The organism is Thioclava sp. SK-1 (assembly GCF_001705665.1).
GTDB lineage: Bacteria > Pseudomonadota > Alphaproteobacteria > Rhodobacterales > Rhodobacteraceae > Thioclava.
On record NZ_MDHA01000044.1, the window covers coordinates 281,411 to 301,995 of the forward strand.

A 20,585-nucleotide genomic window follows, 5' to 3' on the forward strand; every position below is an offset into this window, starting at 1 on the left:
TGTGTTCGGCGTGACGGGAAGTATGTGTAAGCCCTGTGGTGGCAAAGGAAAAGTAATGGCTCGGTACTGGTTTTATCTGGACGGCACTGCCCCACAAGGGCCCATCACTGAACAGGTTTTGGTCAAAATGATCGGATCGGGCAGTATCAGCTCGGAAACCTACCTTTGGCACGCAGACCTGCCCGATTGGCAACCTGCTTGCGCGCATTTCCACTTTGACACCGCGTCGCAAGATTCCGTGCCAATGGATCCGGCAGATCAGTTTCAGACATTCGATCCACAGCCAAGGAACCACGGGCGCAATGATTTCATTACCCGCGTTCAACATAATACAGGCGCATCCGCGTCGATCCGGGCCGAATCCGTGGCTTCTACCGGCGCTGCCCCCTTTTGCGGCCCTCTGCGCGCCATCGCCCATGGCTATCGCAAGATGTTTCAGCGCTGCGGCCGCGCCAGCCGGTCCGAGTTCTGGTTCTTCATGCTTGCCGTGGCGGCACAACAACTTGTGTTCAGCCTTGGGCTAAAAACCCTTTTGTCGCCTGCCGACCTCGCCGGATCCGCAATGGATGCCACCGCTTCCAGCCTGTGGTGGGGCGTCATGATCGCTTATGGCGCTATATCACTGATCAATTTCATTGCCGGCGCGACCCTGTCGATCCGTCGTTTACATGATACCGGGCGTTCAGGTCATATCATCGCTTTCCAATTCCTGCTGCAATTGGTGACGATCTGCCTGGTCGGGTTTTATGCCTATGAGCTCGCGGCAGCGACCATGGCGGAATACGGCACAATCACCCCGATGACTGAACCCAGCATGGCGACTGTGCTGGAAAAATTGGCAGGCGCTGCGGTCTGCTCTGTAATGTCAGCGGTGTTGGCGCTCGTGATTTTGATCTTTACGCTATTGCCGGGTCAAAACCGTCCCAACACTTATGGGTAAGATGTGACTCACCGCCCCTTGCCCTTTGGGAAAAGGCAATGGCACAGTGCGCGCCATCACGCATAGGGAGGGATAAGATGAAACTGATCCGCCACGGAGAGGCTGGCGCTGAAAAGCCCGGCATGGTTGATGCAGATGGCACGCTGCGCGATCTGTCAGCCCATATCCACGACATTGATGGGACGCAGTTGGCCGCAATCAGTTTGGCCAAAATCGCCGCGCTTGATCCCGCGACCTTGCCCGCCCTGCCCGCTGATACGCGGCTGGGTGCCCCCGTTGCAAAAATTGGCAAGGTTATTTGCATCGGATTGAATTACGCCGATCACGCGGCGGAATCGGGAATGGAAGTGCCTGCAGAGCCAGTGATCTTCATGAAGGCTACCTCAGCGATCTGCGGGCCAAATGACCCAACAGAAATCCCGCAAGGTTCAGAAAAAACCGATTGGGAGGTCGAGCTGGGCATCGTCATCGGCACCCGCGCGAAATATGTGCCCGCGGGTCAGGCGATGGACCATGTTGCGGGCTATGTTCTCGCCAATGACATCTCAGAGCGCAACTTTCAGGCAGAGCGCTGTGGCCAATGGGTTAAGGGCAAAAGCCATGACACATTCTGCCCCCTTGGGCCGTGGATGGTCACAGCGGATGAGGTGCCAGACCCGCAAGACCTGTCGATGTATCTGGATGTCAATGACACGCGGCGTCAGGATGGCTCAACCAAGACAATGGTGTATGGGGTGGAACATGTTGTCGGCTATCTATCGCAATTCATGACCCTGGACCCCGGCGATGTGATCTTGACCGGCACCCCCCCCGGCGTTGGCATGGGGATGACGCCGCAGACCTATCTTCAGGTCGGCGATACCGTCGCCCTTGGGATTGACGGGCTCGGAACACAAACCCACCTGTGCATTGACGCCACAAACTGACGCTACGGCAAGCGGAATAAGAAACGGGCCGGGGCGCGATATGCCCCGGCCCGTGTGGTGTGCGCCTGTCGGGACGCTTAGACCAGACCTTCGGATTTGCACCATTCCAACGTGCGATCCAGGGCTTTGCCCAGTTTCTCCAACAGCTCATCCACCTGCGCTTCGGTGATGATCATCGGCGGGCAGATCCCAATCGTGTCATATACATTACGCACGATCAGACCTTCATCTGCGGCGAAAACCGCAGCCTTGGCGGTGGCTGCATATTTATCAAAGCCCTTTTTGGTGGCCTTGTCTTGTACCAGCTCCACACCGGCGATCAGACCCACACCGCGCACCTCACCCACCAGCGGATGATCCAGAAACTTGCGCAGCCCGCCTTGGAATTTCTCTTCCAGACGTTTGGCATTGCCCATTAAGTCTCGCTCTTGGATGATATTCAGGTTCTCAAGCCCGACAGCACAGGCGACCGGATGACCACCACCGGTAAAGCCATGGCCCAAAGTGCCCAGCTCTGCCGTGTAATCTGCAATGATCTGATAGACCTTATCGGACATCATGATTGCCGCCAGCGGCATATAGCTAGAGGTCAGCTGCTTGGAGGTCACCAAAATATCGGGGGTAAAGCCAAACCGCTCACAGCCCCAAGGTGCGCCGGTGCGACCAAAGCCATTGATCACCTCATCCGAGATCAGCAAAATATCATATTTACGGCAGATCGCTTCGATCCCGGGCCAGTACCCTTCGGGCGGCACCATAACACCGCCTGCACCCATCACCGGTTCACCGATGAAAGCAGCAATGGTTTCAGGCCCTTCGGCCAAGATCGTATCCTCGCATTCTTTCAACAGGCGCGCGGTGAATTCGGCCTCGGTCTCACCCTCATTGGCCCAGCGATAATGATGCGGACAGGTCAGGTGAACGACGGGGATCGCAGGCAGGTCAAATCCCTTCTGGTTGCCCGGCAGGCCGGTCAGTGACCCGGAGGCAACGGTGATCCCGTGATAGCCCTTATTCCGCGCCAGAAATTTCTTTTTCTTCGGCTTGCCCAACATGTTGTTCATGAACCAGACGAATTTGACGACGGTGTCATTCGCCTCGGAACCCGAATTGGTGTAGAATACCTTGTTCAGGTGATCTGGGGTCATCTCCACCAATTTTTCGGCCATCAAGATGCCTGGCTCATGCGCCTTATGGGCAAAGTTCTGAATATAGGGTAGCTCCGCCATTTGTTTCGCGGCCGCTTCAACCAGACGCGGCTCTGAAAAGCCCACAGCGACGGACCACAGGCCTGCCAGACCCTCCAGATATTTCTTACCCTCTGAATCATACACATAGGCACCTTCGCCCTTCGTGATGATCATCGGACCTTGCTCTTCATGCGCACGGGCATTGGTGTAAGGGTGCACCTGATAGGCGATGTCAGTTTCGTGCAGCGAGTTGAGACGGGTATTCACTTCAGATCTCCGATGTATCAGTTGGCAGGCTCGACAAGGGCATCCTTGCCAAGAAATCCGGACAGGTAGCTTTCAAGCGAGGTGGTCAAATCAGGCGATAGATATCCGCCTTCTTGACACATGACCGTGGGATAGCCAGCCTGGGCAATCAAATGCCCGGCCTGGGCAAATCCGTCAAACGTCACTTTCAGCCCCTTGAGGGGATCATTCTCATGCGCGTCCAGCCCAAGGCAGACGACAAGCGCATCAGGCTTGAATTCTGCGATACGTGCAAGTGCCGTTTTGATCGCTTCGACCCAGCCTTCGTCCGAAGTGGAAGGGGCAAGTGGCAAATTGAGATTATATCCCGCGCCTTTGCCCTCGCCCGTTTCATGGTCATAGCCCACAAAGAACGGGTAATATTCCGCCGGATCGGCATGAATCGAACAGGTCAGCACGTCATCGCGACCATAAAAGATCATCTGCGTACCATTGCCATGATGCACATCAATATCCAGCGTCGCGACCTTTTTATGCTTGGTCAGCAATTCTTCCACTGCGATGGCGGCATTGTTCATCAGGCAATGACCCGCGCTGATTTCGACATCTGCATGATGGCCAGGTGGACGACACAGCGCATAGACCGCGCGTTCGCCATCATTGACCGCTTGCGCAGCCCGATAAGCCGCCGCCGCCGCCCCCAGCGCAGATTTCCACGACCCTTCGCCCAGCGGCATGGAGGTATCGCCGATATGCCAGCCGGCCCGGCCCACAATCCCCCGAGGATAGGATTTCAGCCCCTGCACCGGATGCTGATTTGGCACAATTTCAATTCCGGGATCGGTCAGAGTTTGCCACTCGGCCCAGCCATTTTCCAAAAAATCCAAATGGCGTTCAGTGTGCACGCGCAACATCGCTGCACGCGGGATGTCACCGGGATCTTCGACAGGCAGCCCCAGATTGGTCACGGCGGCCATCAACAGGCGGCAGCGCTCTGCCTGTTCGGCATTGCGCTGCATCTTGCCATGAACGATGCGAAACACCGGATCGTGCTCCGCCGACATTGGGGAATAGAACACTTTCATTTCTGCTTACTTTCCTGATTTTTACGGAACATCCCCGTTACGATGCGCCGTGCATCGCTAAGGTGGTATTCCATTGCAGCGACCGCACCCTCCGCATCGCCTTGTGCGATTTTGTCAAAGATTGGCTCATGAGTTTGCGCGATCAGCGCCGGATCGGCATAAAGGCGCCCGGTATAAATCACGCTTAGTTTGATTTCATTCGCCGTGGTATCAAAGACCTGCAAAAACCGCGGATTGCCAGAATAGTGACAGATCAGCCGGTGAAATTGCATGTCTGCATCCACATGAGGTGCCATTTCTACACCTGTGCTGGACAGTTCATGCAGGTGATCAAGCTGCGCGCGCAGCGCCTTTACTGCCTCTTGATGGTTGCTTGCGATCAAACGGCGGATAGATGCGGTTTCGATTACAATCCGTAATTCATACAGATGTTCCAGGGCCTCCACTGACAAGGAATGCACGAAGAAACCGCGATTGGCCTTATAATCCACAAGGCCAGAGCTTTCTAATAATCGCAAAGCCTCACGCACCGGCGCGCGTGACAAATCCATCTGTTTGGCGATGGTCGACTCGGCCAGACGATCCCCTGGCTGCAATGATCCACTTAAAATCGCCTCGGCCAAGGAATTGGCGACACGGTCCACAAGGCCGTCTCGTGTCAATGGAAGAAAGGGAGAAGGGCTTTTGCCGCCCATGTCAGCGTAATCCATCAAATATCCGTATGTTTGCGCTCCGATAAGGAAGCGTAACTCCGGTTTTGTCGATTGTCGACAATTTACTTGACTTGCGAGCGAACTTCTTCTTTCCTGCCCCCACGGTGGGCAAAAGCGGCGACAGATCGCACCTATCCAAAACTCTTTCGCCGCGCAACTGCGGCCAAACTTCAGATCCGCATCCAATGCGGACAGATCTTTGATCATGCCTCAACAGGGATATTGAAACCGATGAAACTGCTGAAATTGACGACATTCCTCGTGGCCAGCGCCTTCGCAACACAGCTTGCGGCGCAAGAGGCCGGTGGACGTCTGGATGTCATCGTGCAGCCTGAACCGCCCGGCCTTATGATGGGGCTGACGCAAAACGGTCCTACGCAGATGGTGGGTGGACAAATCTATGAAGGTCTTCTGCGCTACGACGGGGATCTGAACCCACAGCCCGGCCTTGCCAAGTCTTGGGAAATCGCTGAGGACGGCATGACCTATACATTCCATCTGAATGAGAATGTAAAATGGCATGATGGCGCGCCGTTCACCGCTGCCGATGTTGTCTTTAGCTTAGGCTTTCTGGATGGCACCCACCCGCGGTTCCGCGCCAATTACGCCCATGTGGACAGCGTCGAGACGCCAGATGATTACACGGTCATCTTCCATATGAAAGAATCCTATGGGCCGTTCATCAACGCGTTTGAGGTAGGCTCTATGCCGATGCTGCCCAAACATATTTACGAAGGCACGGATTACGCCACCAACCCTGCCAACAGCACGCCAATCGGGACTGGCCCGTTTAAATTTGACGAATGGCAAAAAGGCAGCTTCATCCATCTGGTGAAGAATGACGATTATTATGTTGAGGGTCTGCCCTATCTAGATGAGGTGTTTTACCGCGTCATCCCCGATGCTGCATCGCGTGCGGTAGCCTTTGAGACGGGTGAGGTTGATGTGGTTCCCGGCGGCGCCGTTGAAAATTGGGATGTGCCGCGCCTTGCCGCGATGGACAATGTCTGCACCACAACCAAGGGCTGGGAATTCTTTGCGCCCCATGCATGGATGTGGCTGAACAATCGTCAAGGACCAACCGCGGACAAGCGTTTCCGTCAGGCGCTGATGTATGCGATGGACCGCGAATTCATGAAGGATGTTGTGTGGAATGGCTATGGCACGGTGCCCACCGGGCCGGTGTCGTCAAAGACCAACTTCTATTCAGATGACGTGACGCATTACACCCATGACCCGGAAAAGGCCAAAGCGCTGCTGGCAGAGATGGGCTATGATGGCACGCCGATCCGGTTGCTGCCCTTGCCCTATGGCGAAACATGGGCGCGTTGGGCCGAAGCGGTGAAACAAAACCTCGAAGAGGTTGGTATCAAGGTCGATATGGAATCCACCGATGTCGCGGGCTGGAATGAAAAAACAGCGCAATGGGATTACGATCTGGCCTTTACCTATCTGTATCAATATGGCGACCCGGCCCTGGGCGTGTCACGCACCTATACGGCGGATCAAATCGTCAAGGGCAGCCCATGGAACAATGTTGAGGGTTACGAAAACCCCGAGCTGGACAAGAAATGGGCCGCAGCCGCCGTGTCTGCATCCAATACCGAACGGCAAGACATTTATAACGAGATCCAAAAAGAGATCGTCGATGATGTGCCCGTCGCCTGGATGATGGAGCTGGAATTCCCCACGATTTACCGTTGCGGGGTGCAGGATCTGATCTCGACAGGCATCGGGCTGAATGACGGTCTGCGCAGCGCGTGGATCCAGAAATAACTTGCCTGGCAGGGCGGTTTCGTTCCTCTGACCGCCCTGCCCTTTTCTTTCCGCCACCCCCAAACCGCGCAGACGATTGTCCGCGCGTGTCAGGCGATTGAACCTCCCCACCCGCAACGACCCGCAGCCATTGGCGCGGGCATTGAAGACAAGGACAGGTCATGGCCATACTCGGCCCCATCCTCGGGCGTTTGCTAAAAGCCGCGATTACGCTACTGGCGATCGCAATTCTGAATTTCTTTCTGATCCATGCTGCGCCGGGTGATCCGGCCGCCGTAATCGCAGGCGAAGCCGGTGCTGCAGATGAACAGATGATTGCAGATTTACGGGCTCAATTCGGGTTGGATCAACCATTCTATGTACAGCTTGCCCGCTATGTCGGGAATGTGGTCACGCTGGATCTGGGATATAGTTTCCGCCAGGGTGCACCGGTGCTGGATCTGATCTTGGACCGGTTGCCCGCAACATTATTGCTGACGCTGACCGCATTTGGCATTTCATTGGTTGGCGGGATTGCGATGGGTGTTGCGGCCTCTGCTCGGGTTGGGAAAATCGGTGACAGCTTGCTGACCGGCTTTGCGCTGCTGTTCTATGCCACACCGCTGTATTGGGCCGCGTTGATGGCGGTATTGGTGTTCTCGGTCAATCTGGGGTGGTTGCCCGGATTTGGCTATGAAACGGTTGGTGCAAATTACACCGGGCTGACGCGAATGTGGGACATCCTGTCTCATCTGGTCTTACCTGCATCGACACTGGGCCTGTTCTTTATGGCCGTATACATGCGTATGACCCGGGCCTCCATGCTGGAGGTCGGGCAGCAAGATTTTGTGAAAACCGCACGGGCCAAAGGGTTGGCCGATCCGATCATCCGTCGCCGTCATATCCTGCGCAACGCATTGTTGCCTGTGGTGACATTGGCTGGATTGCAAGCCGGGCAGCTAGTCGGTGGCGCGGTCCTGACTGAGACGGTCTTTGCATGGCCCGGCATTGGGCGGCTGATGTTCGAAAGCCTCGCCGCACGCGACTACAACACAATTCTGGGCGTCTTCCTTGTGTCGGCGGCGATGGTGATCGTCTTTAACATCATCACCGATATCGTCTACCGCCTGATTGACCCCCGCATCGGCCATAAGGCCTGAGGTATCCGCATGAGTTTTTGGAAACGTTTCTCAACCAACCGTGGCGCCGTCTTTGGCCTGATCTTATTGTTCCTTGTTATCGCCATTGCCCTGCTGGCGCCATTCATGTTCCCGCGCGGCCCTTGGGCGATGGTGCAGCGCCCCTTCCTTGCGCCCTTTGATGCGGCCGGGCTGTATCTGGGCACAGACACGTTGGGGCGTGATGTATTGTCCGGGCTGGTCTATGGTGCGCGTGTTTCGCTTTTGGTCGGCCTGATCTCAACGGTCATGGCACTGTGCATCGGTGTGCCACTTGGCGCATTGGCCGGATTTTACGGCGGTTGGGTTGATGAATGCGCCATGCGCTTTACCGAATTTTTTCAAACCATCCCCAATTTCGCGCTGGCCATTGTGCTTGTCGCCATTCTAGAGCCTTCGCTTGGATCAATCACCTTATCCATCGCGATTGTCAGCTGGCCCCCGGTGGCCCGCCTGGTCCGCGCCGAGGTAATGTCTGTCACCAAACGTGAATATATTGATGCCGCACGCCTTGCGGGCCTGTCGAATATGAAGATCTTGATCGGACAGGTGCTGCCCAACACTGTCTCTCCGATTATCGTCATGGCGTCACTTATGGTCGCGACGGCGATCTTGTTGGAAAGCTCTTTGTCGTTTCTGGGCCTTGGCGATCCCAATATCATGAGCTGGGGCTATCAGGTCGGGGCTGCGCGCACAGTGATCCGAACTGCGTGGTGGCTGTCATTCTTCCCCGGTCTGGCAATCATCCTTACGGTGTTGGCCCTTAATCTGATCGGTGAAGGACTCAATGATGCGCTCAACCCGCATCTGTCAAGAAAGGGCCGCGCATGACCTCCCCTACATTATCCATCGAACGGCTGACCATCGATCTGCCCGCAGGCGCGGACCGACAGTTTGCTGTGCATAAATGCTCCTATCAAATCCTTAAGGGCGAAATCCTATGCGTTGTCGGTGAATCGGGGTCTGGCAAATCCATGACGGCCAATGCGCTGATGGGGCTTTTACCTTCGGGGGTGAAGGTCGGGGCCGGACGCGCAATGTTTGGCGGCAAGGATATCTTGCGCCTGTCAGAGGGCGATCAACGCGCCATGCGCGGCGATCGGGTTGCGATGATCTTTCAAGAGCCAATGACAGCACTGAACCCGTTGATGCGTATTGGCGACCAGATCGCAGAGGTCTTTGCCGCCCATAAACGCCACAGCCCGGCACAGCGCCGCGCCCGCGCGCTGGAACTGATCACCGAAGTTGGCCTGCCCGACCCTGCCAAGATCATCCGCGCCTATCCGTTTCAACTGTCTGGTGGGCAGCGCCAACGTGCGATGATCGCAATGGCCTTGGCCTTGGAGCCAGAGCTGCTGATTGCTGATGAACCCACCACTGCGCTTGACGTCACCACACAGGCACAGATTTTGAAGCTGATCTTGGATCTGCGCGACAGACGCGGCATGGCCGTGATGTTCATCACCCATGATTTTGGCGTGGTCGAAGAAATCGCAGACCGTGTGATTGTGATGCGCCACGGTCAGATTGTTGAGGCAGGCACCGCCGCCGACGTGCTTCAAGATCCCCAGCATGATTACACCAAGGCGTTGTTAAACGCGATCCCTTCAGGACATGTGCCGCAATCAGCGCCGGTGACGAACGCGCCCGCGTTGCAAATCAAATCGCTTAACAAGGTCTATCGCACCGGGGGCGGGTTTATGAAACCCCCGCGTGAAGTGCGCGCAATTGATGATATCTCCCTGACAATTGCCAAAGGCGAAGTACTGGGCCTTGTGGGGGAGTCGGGGTCGGGTAAATCCACTTTGGGCCGCGCGGTTGTGCGTTTGGTCACGCCCGACAGTGGCCAGATCCTTGTGGGGGGGACGGATATGGCCGCGCTTAATGATGCGGATCTGCGCGCTGCGCGCCATAAGGTTCAGATGGTCTTTCAAGACCCCTATGCCAGTTTGAACCCGCGTCATAAAATCATGCGCGCGCTGACCGATGGGCCGATTGCCAAGGGGGTAAGCAAAGCCGATGCACAGGCCCGCGCCCGCGAGCTGATGGAAATCGTAGGCCTTGGTGCTGAAGCCGTGGACCGGTTCCCGCATGAATTTTCGGGCGGCCAGCGGCAGCGGATCGGGATTGCCCGTGCGCTGGCAATGGATCCAGAACTGATCATCGCGGATGAAGCGGTCTCTGCGCTTGATGTCTCTATTCAGGCGCAGGTTCTGAATCTGCTGCGCGATCTGCGCGCGCGCATGAACCTGTCAATCTTGTTCATCACCCATGACCTTCGGGTGGCTGCCCAGCTGTGCGACCGTATCGCTGTGATGCAAAAAGGCAAGCTGGTTGAGATCGGACAAACCTCAGAGGTCTTTTTGCGCCCGCAACATGGCTATACACAAAAGCTGCTGGCAGCGGTGCCCGGCGGCGATTGGGGTAAGACAGGTTGACGGTTATGACGGCAACATATTTGGGCGTGGCGGATTGCACCCGCGTCGATATCCTAACCCATTACGGGGCAGATTTCGCGGCCTTTGCACCGCATCTGGATCTACGCCGTCCCGAGGATATCACAGACCCTGCTGCGGTGCAGTTTCTGATATGTTTTGCGCCAGATCCCGCGGTTTTCGCGCGCTACCCCAACCTGCGCGCGGTCTGCTGCCCGGCGGCGGGCACAGATGGGATTCTGGCCTGTCCCACCTTACCACCCGATCTGCCGGTGATCCGGGTCGAAGATCCAGATCAGGCACTGCAAATGGCCGGGTTTGCGGCGTTTCATGTGGTTTGGCATCACCGTTCCATGGGCCGCTATCTGGCGCAACAAAAGCGCCATGAATGGTCGCGGATGATTGGCGGGCGCTCGCCATCAGATTGCGCCGTGGGGGTTTTAGGGTTTGGCCATATGGGGCGCGCCATTGCCAAGGCGCTTAGCGATCTGGGCTTCCGCGTCGCCACGCTGTCACGCAACCTGCCGCATAATCCGTTGCCCAACGTAACCCATTTCACCGATGCTGATCGCAGCGCATTTCTGGCCCGCACACAGATCGCCATCAATGTCTTACCCTTGACGCCCCAGACAACGGGTCTGATCGGGTCGTCGTTTCTGGCCTCCCTGCCCCGGGGGGCTGCGTTGATCCATTTGGGGCGCGGCGCGCAGCTGGATGAAACCGCCCTGTTAAAGGCCCTCAACACCGGGCATCTGTCGGGTGCATCGCTTGACGTCTTTGCGACCGAACCTTTGCCTAGCACCAGTCCGCTGTGGGATCATCCCAAGATTTTCATTACGCCCCATACCGCCAGCCAACCTGAAAGCCGTGCCGTGGTGGCCTCGGTCGTGTCAGGGTTGGCGGCGCAGGGGATCGCATAACCGCGCCTTGCTATAGACGCGTTGGCAGCCGTATCAAGGATCAGCCAAATTCAATCGTGGCGGCGACGGCCCGTTTCCACCGTGCATAGCGGGCGTCACGCGTCGCTTGCGACATCTTAGGCTGGAAGGTCCGATCCAGCGCCCAGGCTTTCGCGAATCCTTCTTGGTCAGGGCATACGCCCGCCTTATATCCCGCCAACCATGCCACGCCCTGCGCCGTTGTTTCTAGCACCTGTGGGCGGTCCACCGGGGCGCCAATAATATCGGCCAGGAACTGCATCGTCCAATCCGATGCCGTCATCCCCCCATCCACCCGCAAAGTGGGCTGTGCGCCCTGTGCCGCCCAATCGGCCTGCATCGCGCGCAACAAATCGCGGGTCTGATAGCCCACGCTTTCCAATGCCGCCCGGGCAATTTCAGCGGGCGTCGTCGCACGGGTTAAACCAAACATTGCACCACGGCAGTCAGCATTCCAATAGGGCGCACCCAGCCCGGTAAAGGCAGGCACCATGATCACCTCTTGCCCGGGGTCCGCGGCCTCCGCCAAAGGTTGGGTTTGGGCCGCATCACCGATCATATTCAGCCCGTCGCGCAACCATTGCACAACCGCACCGGCGATAAATATCGATCCTTCCAGCGCATAGGTTGGTTTGCCATCAAGCTGATAGGCAATCGTGGTCAACATCCGATTTTGCGAACGCACCATGTGATCACCCGTGTTGAGCAGCGCGAAACATCCGGTGCCATAGGTGGATTTCAACATGCCCGGCTGAAAACACGCCTGCCCCAAGGTCGCCGCCTGCTGATCGCCTGCCACGCCCAAAATCGGAATCGCTGCGCCAAACAGCCCGGAATCTGTGGTGCCAAAGTCATCTGCGCAATCACGCACCTGTGGCAGCATGGATTGCGGTATCCCAAAGGTCGCGCTGATTGTGGTGGACCACCGACCTTTCGCGATATCATATAACATCGTGCGCGCCGCATTGGTTGCATCGGTGGCATGGACCTTGCCGCCCGTCAGCTTCCAGATCAAAAAGCAATCTACCGTGCCGAACAACAGATCCCCGTTTTCAGCCCGTTCCCGCGCGCCCTCGACTGTTTCAAGGATCCAGCGCAATTTCGTCGCAGAAAAATAGGGATCAATGATCAGGCCCGTGCGTGCGGTGACAGTTTCTTCAAAGCCGTCGTCACGCAGCTTGGCGCAGAAATCCGATGTCCGGCGATCTTGCCAGACAATCGCATTATACACCGGCTCGCCCGTGTGACGGTCCCAGACCACGACCGTTTCGCGCTGATTTGTAATGCCAATCCCAGCAATATCGCCCGCCCCGATCTGCGCCGCTTTGATCGCATCTAGGGTTGTGCGTGCCACCGTTGACCACAGATCCGCCGGATCATGCTCCACCCAGCCAGAGCGCGGAAATTTCTGCGGAAATTCTTCCTGTGCCTGCGCGACAGGGGAAAGGTTTTCGTCAAAGACAATCGCCCGTGACGAGGTCGTGCCCTGATCGATTGCAAGAATATAAGTCATGGCTCCCCCCAAATGCCAAATGGCTTTTTTACATCTGCGCGCCAATTTTCGCGCAGGTGAAAAAAAGCCGGGCGGGGCATCCCCCGCCCGGTGTATCAGATCAGTTCCACGATGCGATCAGCTCATCATAAGCGATCGTCTTGGGCTCTTCATCCGTGGTTTCCAACGCAGGTTTGGGTGCACCGGGCTGGCTGAGCCAATACTCGGCGTCCTTTTCCTCGTTCAAGGCTGGACCAAGATCACCCATCACCCCGGCACGTTCCAGACGCGACATCACATTTTCCATATCGGCGCAAAGGCTGTCCAATGCGTCTTGCGAGGATTTCGCACCCGACATGGCGTCACCGATGTTCTGCCACCACAGCTGTGCCAGCTTTGGATAATCCGGCACGTTGGTTCCTGTGGGCGACCATTGAACGCGGGCAGGCGAGCGGTAAAACTCAACCAAACCGCCCAGTTTCGGCGCGCGCTCGGTGAAGCTGTCATCTTGAATTGTGGACTCTCGGATGAAGGTCAGACCCACATGCGATTTTTTCACATCCACCGTCTTCGAGGTAACAAACTGCGCATAAAGCCACGCGGCTTTCGCCTGATCTTCGGGTGTAGAATCCATCAGCGTCCAAGACCCAACGTCCTGGTAGCCAACTTTCATACCCTCTTCCCAATAGGCGCCGTGAGGGCTTGGTGCCAAACGCCATTTCGGCGTGCCATCATCGTTCATCACCGGCAGACCCGGCTCCACCAAAGAGGCCACAAAGGTAGTATACATGAACATCTGCTGCGCGATGTTGCCCTGTGCAGGCACTGGACCGGCCTCAGAGAAGGTCATGCCAGCCGCCGCCGGTGGGGCGTATTTTTGTAGCCAGTCGATGGCCTTATCGATCGCATAGACGGCCGCGGGTGAATTGGTCGCCCCGCCGCGTGCCACACAAGCACCTACGGGTTGTGAATTTTCATTCACCCGAATGCCCCATTCATCGACGGGCAGGCCGTTTGGTTCGCCCTTGTCGCCCATGCCAGCCATCGACATCCACGCATCAGTGTAACGCCAGCCCAGGCTGGGGTCTTTCTTGCCGTAATCCATGTTGCCATAGATTTCCTGGCCGTCGATATTTTTGCCGGTGAAAAACTCCGCGATATCTTCATAGGCTGACCAGTTGACCGGCACGCCCAGCTCATAACCGTATTTCTCAAGGAACTCGGCCTTGATCGCCGGATCGTTGAACCAATCATAGCGGAACCAGTATAGGTTCGCGAATTGCTGGTCGGGCAGCTGATACAGTTTTCCATCAGGGGCAGAGGTAAAGTCCAACCCGATGAAATCTTCCAGATCCAGCGTAGGCGAGGTCACATCAGCGCCCTCATTGGCCATCCAATCTGTCAGGTTGCGCACCTGCTGATAGCGCCAATGTGTGCCGATCAGGTCGCTGTCATTGACAAACGCGTCATAGATATTCTGGCCCGATTGCATCTGGGTTTGCAGCTTTTCAACCACATCACCTTCACCAATCAAGTCATGGGTCAGTTTGATGCCTGTGATCGCCTCAAATGCCGGCGCCAGAACTTTGGATTCATATTCATGCGTGGCGATATTCTCGGACACGACCTTGATTTCCATGCCCGCAAAAGGCTTGGCCGCGTCGATATACCATTGCATCTCGGCTTCTTGGTCGGCGCGCGACAGCGACGACAAATCCCCGATTTCCGTATCAAGGAAGCTTTTGGCAGCGTCCATATCCGCAAAAGCCGGTCCCGATACCATCAGCGCAAGCGCCATAGCGGTAGTAAGGTGCAGTTTCATAGTCTCCTCCCTGAGATGTGGTCTGCGAGTAACATCAATGCTTTGCCTGTTTTGGGATCATACCCAGCGGAACACCGCACAGGCATAGACAAAGCACAGAATAAGTGCGCCCCATTGGGGCGAAATGCCGACGGCCAGCCAAATCAAGTTCAAAAAGGCAGAGCCAAGCAGCGTAATAAAAAGCCGATCACCACGCGTGGTTTCAATCCGCAAAATTCCAACCCGCGGGGTTTCGGGGAATTTGATCGCAAGCACCGTGAAGGTCACGATCAAACAGGCAATCGCTCCGAAAAACAGCGCCGTAGGCAGGGTCCAAGCCATCCAAGCCATATCGATATCCTCCTTAGACGCGGCCCAGGGCAAAGCCCTTGGCAATGTAATTGCGCACGAAATAGATCACTAGCGCGCCCGGAATAATCGTCAGAACCCCAGCTGCCGCCAACACACCCCAGTCCATGCCAGAGGCCGAAACGGTGCGGGTCATTGTGGCCGCAATCGGTTTCGCATCCACCGATGTCAGCGTGCGTGACAACAGCAGTTCCACCCATGAGAACATAAAGCAGAAGAACGCCGCCACACCCACACCTGACGCAATCAGCGGCAGGAAGATCTTCATGAAAAACGCGCCAAAGGAATAGCCATCGATATAAGCGGTCTCGTCAATCTCTTTGGGGACGCCGCGCATAAAACCTTCCAGGATCCACACGGCCAGTGGCACGTTGAACAGACAATGTGCAAGCGCAACCGCAAGATGGGTGTCAAACAACCCAACCGAGGAATACAGCTGAAAGAACGGCAAAGCGAACACAGCAGGCGGGGCCATACGATTGGTCAATAACCAGAAGAACAAATGTTTGTCCCCCATGAACCGGTAGCGTGAGAACGCATAGGCCGCCGGCAGTGCCACACCCAGGCTGATCGCGGTGTTCAACACCACATAGATCAGCGAATTTACATAGCCCATATACCAGCTGGGATCGGTCAAGATCGTCGCATAGTTTTCAAAGGTCAGATTCACCGGCCACATAGAGAATGTCGACGTGATCTCGGTATTGGTTTTCAGGCTCATATTCAAAAGCCAATAGATCGGCAGCATCAAAAAGATCAGATAAGCTGCCATGACAAAGGGTTGACCTTTTAAGCGCATCACTTGCCCTCCGCTTTTTCGACGGTGATCATAACGGTGTAGAACACCCATGAAATCAATAGGATCACTAGGAAGTACATCAGCGAGAATGCCGCAGCGGGTCCCAGATCGAATTGCCCGATTGCCATTTTCACCAGATCAATCGACAAGAATGTGGTGGCATTGCCCGGACCGCCACCGGTCAGAACGAATGGTTCTGTATAGATCATAAAACTGTCCATGAAGCGCAGCAAAATCGCGATCAACAGCACGCCTTGCATCTTTGGCAGCTCAATGTAACGGAACACGGCCCAGCGGCTGGCCTGATCAATTTTTGCAGCCTGGTAATACGCCTCAGGGATGGATTGCAGCCCGGCAAAGGCCAGCAGTGCCACAAGCGATGTCCAATGCCACACATCCATGACAATCAAGGTCGCCCAGGCGTCAAACGCATCCGCCGTGTAGTTGTAATCCACGCCCAGCTTGGCCAAAACATAGCCCAAAAGACCGATATCCACCCGGCCAAAGATCTGCCAGATCGTGCCTACCACGTTGAACGGGATCAACAATGGCAACGCCATCGTCACCAAAACGAAACTGGACCAAAATCCTTTTTTGGGCATGTTCAACGCGACGAAAATCCCCAATGGAACCTCAATCGCCAAGATAATTGCAGAAAACAGTGCCTGCCGACCCAGCGCATTCCACATCCGGTCCGACTGAAGCATATCGGCGAACCATTCCAGCCCGACCCAATAGAACACGTTATTGCCGAAGGTATCTTGCACCGAATAATTGACCACGGTCATCAGCGGGACCACCGCTGAAAACGCCACCAGTATCAGAACCGGCAGAACCAAGAACCACGCTTTGTTATTAAGTGTCTTTTCCATCAGGCCGCCTCCCCTTTCGGCGCCACACGCCAGTCATCGGCATAGACATTGATCCGCTCAGGCGCGAAGGCCACGCGCGACGCATCTTCAGAAATCGGCATCCCCTCGGGCAAGGTGACATTGACCGGGCGGCCCATGCAGCTGCCGCGCACAATCCGGTGCCGACCAACATCTTCGACCCGCTCAATTTTAAAGGGCAAACCGGTGCTATCCAGCACACAGAACTCTGGCCGGATGCCGATCTGGACGCGGCCCGCGACTGGCCCATCATAATTGGCCGCGCCCAGAGGCACCTCGATACCCTCGACCACAGCGCCGGAGCCCGTGACGGTGGCATCGAAGAAATTCATCCCCGGAGATCCGATAAAATAGCCCACAAATGTATGCGCAGGCCGTTCAAACAGCTCTTGTGGTGTCCCCATCTGCACCACACGCCCGTCATACATCACCACGACCTTATCCGCGAAGGTCAGTGCCTCTGTCTGGTCATGGGTGACATAGATCATCGTATGGCCAAATTCACGGTGCAGCGCCTTTAGCTGCGTGCGCAGTTCAAATTTCATATGCGGGTCGATGACCGTCAGCGGCTCATCAAACAGGATCGCGTTCACATCCTCGCGCACCATTCCGCGCCCAAGGCTGATCTTTTGCTTTGCATCTGCGGTCAAACCGCGCGCTTTCTTCGATAAGATCTCTTCCATACCGATCATCTGCGCGATCTGGTTGACCCGCCCCGCAATATAGCCCGCATCCATCCCGCGATTGCGCAATGGAAAGGCCAAGTTGTCGCGCACGGTCATCGTGTCATAGACTACGGGAAACTGAAAAACCTGTGCGATATTGCGTTCCGCAGTGGGGGCGTCAGTCACATCCGTATCGCCGAATAGGATCCGCCCTTGTGAAGGTTTCAATAACCCCGAGATGATGTTCAACAGCGTGGATTTCCCACAGCCGGACGATCCCAAAAGCGCGTAGGCCCCGCCATTGTCCCAAACATGGTCCATATGTTTTAAGGCAAAGTCCTGCTCCCCTTTCGGTTCAGGGAGATAACTATGTGCAAGGTTGGAAAGTGTAATCTGTGCCATATGTTACGCCGCCTGCGCATAGGAGGCAGGGGCCGCTAGCCGCCCATCCTCGGTGAACAGATAAATATGACCAGGGTCCAATGCCACGGTCACATCCGCGCCGCGTGCCAGTGAATGCACACCATGCACCAGCCCGACCCACGGTGCGCCGTCATGACGCAGGTGCAAGAAGGTCTCGGACCCGGTGATCTCGGTTCCGGTCAATTGGCATACGAAATGCAGCCCGGTATCATGATGCGTTGCAAGCTCCAGATGATTGGGTCGAAACCCCGCCACATAGGCACCATCAGGCAGGGCCGCGAATGCGCCATCGGCTGGGGCGTTCACACCGCTGCCAAAGGACAGACGATGCCCTTGCTTTTGACACCTGACGAAATTCATCGGTGGATCACTGAACACCCGCGCCGTGATCCGGTCAGCGGGCTGGCGATACACCTGAGCGGTCGGGCCAAACTGCGTCACACGCCCTTCCCACAGGGCCGCCGTCTGCCCGCCCAACAACAACGCCTCTTCCGGTTCGGTGGTCGCATAGACAAAGATTGCCCCGGACGCCTCAAAGATCTTGGGGATTTCAGCGCGCAATTCTTCGCGCAGTTTGTAATCCAGATTTGCCAAAGGCTCATCCAGCAGCACAAGACCGGCCCCTTTGACCAGCGCACGCGCCAAAGCACAACGCTGCTGCTGGCCGCCCGACAATTCCAGCGGCTTGCGCTGCAACATCGGGGTCAATTGCATCAGATCCGCAGTTTCGCGCACGGCCCGGTCGATTTCAGCCTTGGACTTGCCCATCAACTTCATCGGCGAGGCAATATTGTCGTAAACGCTCATGGCAGGGTAATTGATGAACTGCTGATACACCATCGCCACGCGGCGATCTTGCACGCGCATATCGGTCACATCTTCACCGTTCCAAAATACCCGCCCCGTGGTTGGACGGTCCAGCCCGGCCATCAACCGCATCAACGAGGTTTTGCCAGCAGATGTCGGCCCCAAAAGCACATTCATCGTGCCCTTTTGCAGCGTCAAATTCGTGGTATAGATATGGGGCCGCCCGTTCACAGTCGTCGCCACATCCCGTAGTTCGAGTGTCATATATCCTCCCTCCCCCGCATGCGGATCACCCTTCCGCTGCGGTTTGCACACGCGCCGCCATAAAGGCACGCAGTGTTGCGATCTCCTGTTCAGTCAGCCTTAGGCCAAGCTTTGTGCGGCGCCAGATCACATCCTCCACATGATGCGCCCATTCGATATCCATCAGCCAGATCACTTCGGCCTCGGTCAAACCCGCACCAAAATTCTGACCCAAATCTTCAACCGCGTTGGCCGTGCCAAGGATTTGCCGCGCTTCGGTGCCGTAATGGCGGATCAGCCGCTGCGCCCAAGCAGGTGTCAAAAACGGATAATCACGCTGCAGATCGGCCGTGATCTGCGCCGTTTGGTCAGGGGTGAAATCCCCACCCGGCAGGGTCACGCCAGCGGTCCATTTGCCGGTTAAGTCACTGAAATGTGGTGCAAGCTTCTCCATCGCGCTTTCCGCCAAACGGCGATAGGTCGTGATTTTTCCGCCAAATACATTCAACAACGGCGCCCCGTTTTCATCCATCGATAAAACGTAGTCACGCGTCGCCGCCGTGGCCGAGCTGGAACCATCATTATACAGCGGCCGCACCCCAGAATAGGTCCAGCAAATCTGCGCCCGTGTGACCGGCGTTTCAAAATACTGGCTAGCAAACCGGCACAGATATTCTTGTTCCTCATCCGTGCAGGTCGCGTCTTTCGGGTCGCCCTGATGCTCTTTATCGGTCGTGCCGATCAGGGTAAATTCCTGCTCATAGGGGATAGAGAAGATGATACGCCCATCTTCGCCTTGGAAGAAATAGCAACGATCATGATCGTAAAGTTTCGGCACGACGATATGGCTGCCGCGGACCAAACGCACATGTTCGCTGGAATTGATGCGAACCGTATTGCGGATCACATCTTCCACCCATGGGCCGCCCGCATTCACCAAAGCCCGCGCAACATAGGTTTGCAGCCCTTGTGCGCCCTCGGTCGTGATGTGCCACAGACCATCCGCACGATATGCCGAGGTCACTTTGGTCTGTGTCAGGATTGACGCGCCGCGCGCTTGCGCATCCCGCGCATTCAAAACCACCAAACGCGCATCCTGCACCCAGCAGTCTGAATATTCATAGGCGAATTGGAACTTAGATTTCAGCGGCTTACCCGTTTCCGCCTGGGTCAGATCCACAGTCGACGTGCCGGGCAAAATTTTACGCCCACCCAATGTGTCGTATAGAAACAGCCCCAAACGGATCAACCACGCAGGGCGCCGACCTTTCATCCAAGGCATCACACCCGACAGAATACGCGATGTAGGCGTTTCACTGTCGAACCGCATATCCTTATGATATGGTAGGACAAATCGCATCGGCCAACTGATATGCGGCATCGCGCGCAGTAATGTTTCGCGCTCTTCCAATGCTTCACGAACAAGGCGAAATTCAAAAAATTCAAGATAGCGCAGGCCACCGTGGAACAGCTTGGTCGATGCCGATGATGTCGCCTGCGCCAGATCGCCCATTTCGGCCAAAACAACCGACAAACCGCGCCCGGATGCGTCACGCGCAATCCCGCAACCGTTGATCCCGCCGCCAATGACAAACAGGTCGACCGGGGTCTGATGATATGCTGCTTGTGTCATGTGCCGCGCCTCCCCTCGCTTGACAGGGATAAAGCGCGATTCACCAGTTTGTGTCAA

At 56.2% G+C, this 20,585-nt stretch carries 18 protein-coding genes; 7 read left to right on the top strand and 11 right to left on the bottom strand.

Annotation, left to right across the window (positions count from 1 at the left end; all coding sequences use genetic code 11):
- Positions 1-55: 55 nt before the first annotated feature.
- Both BFP70_RS11275 and BFP70_RS11280 read left to right on the top strand, forming a co-directional pair.
- The gene (locus tag BFP70_RS11275) at positions 56-940 is read left to right on the top strand and encodes a DUF805 domain-containing protein (RefSeq protein WP_066011661.1); all 885 of its coding nucleotides are present in this window, start codon (positions 56-58) and stop codon (positions 938-940) included.
- A 77-nt stretch (positions 941-1,017) separates the two neighbouring features.
- Positions 1,018-1,866 (top strand): fumarylacetoacetate hydrolase family protein, encoded by an 849-nt coding sequence (locus BFP70_RS11280; protein WP_066011662.1) that lies wholly within the window; start codon positions 1,018-1,020, stop codon positions 1,864-1,866.
- A gap of 77 nt (positions 1,867-1,943) precedes the next feature.
- On the opposite strand, the gene BFP70_RS11285 is transcribed toward BFP70_RS11280, so the two are convergent.
- From BFP70_RS11285 to BFP70_RS11295, 3 genes are read right to left on the bottom strand one after another with little or no spacing between them, the layout of a single operon-like run.
- Complete coding sequence (locus BFP70_RS11285) at positions 1,944-3,323, bottom strand: aspartate aminotransferase family protein (protein WP_066011663.1); 1,380 nt, start codon at positions 3,321-3,323, stop codon at positions 1,944-1,946.
- Positions 3,324-3,340: 17 nt separating this feature from the next.
- Complete coding sequence (locus tag BFP70_RS11290; protein WP_255356678.1) at positions 3,341-4,366, bottom strand: histone deacetylase family protein; 1,026 nt, start codon at positions 4,364-4,366, stop codon at positions 3,341-3,343.
- Between the two features lie 17 nt (positions 4,367-4,383).
- Entirely contained in the window at positions 4,384-5,097 is a 714-nt protein-coding gene (locus BFP70_RS11295; protein WP_083217463.1) for a GntR family transcriptional regulator, read from the bottom strand.
- A gap of 234 nt (positions 5,098-5,331) precedes the next feature.
- Here BFP70_RS11295 and BFP70_RS11300 point away from each other — a divergent pair, with 234 nt between their 5' ends.
- The 5 genes from BFP70_RS11300 to BFP70_RS11320 all read left to right on the top strand — a co-directional run bounded on the left by BFP70_RS11300 (position 5,332) and on the right by BFP70_RS11320 (position 11,388).
- Positions 5,332-6,876, top strand: a complete 1,545-nt coding sequence (locus BFP70_RS11300) for an ABC transporter substrate-binding protein (RefSeq protein WP_066011763.1) — start codon at positions 5,332-5,334, stop codon at positions 6,874-6,876.
- Between the two features lie 161 nt (positions 6,877-7,037).
- Entirely contained in the window at positions 7,038-8,015 is a 978-nt protein-coding gene (locus tag BFP70_RS11305; RefSeq protein ID WP_066011665.1) for an ABC transporter permease, read from the top strand.
- A gap of 9 nt (positions 8,016-8,024) precedes the next feature.
- Positions 8,025-8,864 carry an ABC transporter permease gene (locus BFP70_RS11310; RefSeq protein WP_066011666.1) on the top strand — a complete coding sequence of 280 codons (840 nt, stop codon included), beginning with the start codon at positions 8,025-8,027 and terminating at the stop codon, positions 8,862-8,864.
- Positions 8,861-10,471, top strand: a complete 1,611-nt coding sequence (locus tag BFP70_RS11315) for an ABC transporter ATP-binding protein (RefSeq protein ID WP_066011667.1) — start codon at positions 8,861-8,863, stop codon at positions 10,469-10,471. Before BFP70_RS11310 ends, BFP70_RS11315 begins: the two co-directional genes overlap by 4 nt.
- 5 nt (positions 10,472-10,476) lie before the next feature.
- On the top strand, positions 10,477-11,388 hold the full coding sequence (locus BFP70_RS11320) for a glyoxylate/hydroxypyruvate reductase A (RefSeq protein WP_066011668.1): 912 nt from the start codon (positions 10,477-10,479) through the stop codon (positions 11,386-11,388).
- Between the two features lie 40 nt (positions 11,389-11,428).
- Here the strand turns inward: BFP70_RS11320 and glpK are convergent, their stop codons facing one another.
- The 8 genes from glpK to glpD form a co-directional block, all read right to left on the bottom strand.
- Positions 11,429-12,919 carry a glycerol kinase GlpK gene (gene glpK, locus BFP70_RS11325; protein ID WP_066011669.1) on the bottom strand — a complete coding sequence of 497 codons (1,491 nt, stop codon included), beginning with the start codon at positions 12,917-12,919 and terminating at the stop codon, positions 11,429-11,431.
- A 100-nt stretch (positions 12,920-13,019) separates the two neighbouring features.
- Positions 13,020-14,720, bottom strand: a complete 1,701-nt coding sequence (locus tag BFP70_RS11330) for an ABC transporter substrate-binding protein (protein ID WP_176715552.1) — start codon at positions 14,718-14,720, stop codon at positions 13,020-13,022.
- 57 nt (positions 14,721-14,777) lie between these two features.
- Complete coding sequence (locus BFP70_RS11335) at positions 14,778-15,050, bottom strand: DUF2160 domain-containing protein (RefSeq protein WP_066011670.1); 273 nt, start codon at positions 15,048-15,050, stop codon at positions 14,778-14,780.
- Positions 15,051-15,063: 13 nt separating this feature from the next.
- The gene (locus tag BFP70_RS11340; RefSeq protein WP_066011671.1) at positions 15,064-15,867 is read right to left on the bottom strand and encodes a carbohydrate ABC transporter permease; all 804 of its coding nucleotides are present in this window, start codon (positions 15,865-15,867) and stop codon (positions 15,064-15,066) included.
- Positions 15,867-16,739, bottom strand: a complete 873-nt coding sequence (locus BFP70_RS11345; RefSeq protein ID WP_066011672.1) for a carbohydrate ABC transporter permease — start codon at positions 16,737-16,739, stop codon at positions 15,867-15,869. The genes BFP70_RS11340 and BFP70_RS11345 overlap by 1 nt, the downstream gene beginning before the upstream one ends.
- A complete protein-coding gene (locus BFP70_RS11350; RefSeq protein WP_066011673.1) occupies positions 16,739-17,824 on the bottom strand; it encodes an ABC transporter ATP-binding protein in 1,086 nt (361 codons plus the stop codon). Before BFP70_RS11350 ends, BFP70_RS11345 begins: the two co-directional genes overlap by 1 nt.
- Before the next feature lie 3 nt (positions 17,825-17,827).
- On the bottom strand, positions 17,828-18,916 hold the full coding sequence (locus tag BFP70_RS11355; RefSeq protein ID WP_066011674.1) for an ABC transporter ATP-binding protein: 1,089 nt from the start codon (positions 18,914-18,916) through the stop codon (positions 17,828-17,830).
- Positions 18,917-18,941: 25 nt separating this feature from the next.
- A complete protein-coding gene (gene glpD, locus BFP70_RS11360; protein ID WP_066011765.1) occupies positions 18,942-20,528 on the bottom strand; it encodes a glycerol-3-phosphate dehydrogenase in 1,587 nt (528 codons plus the stop codon).
- Positions 20,529-20,585 lie beyond the last annotated feature (57 nt).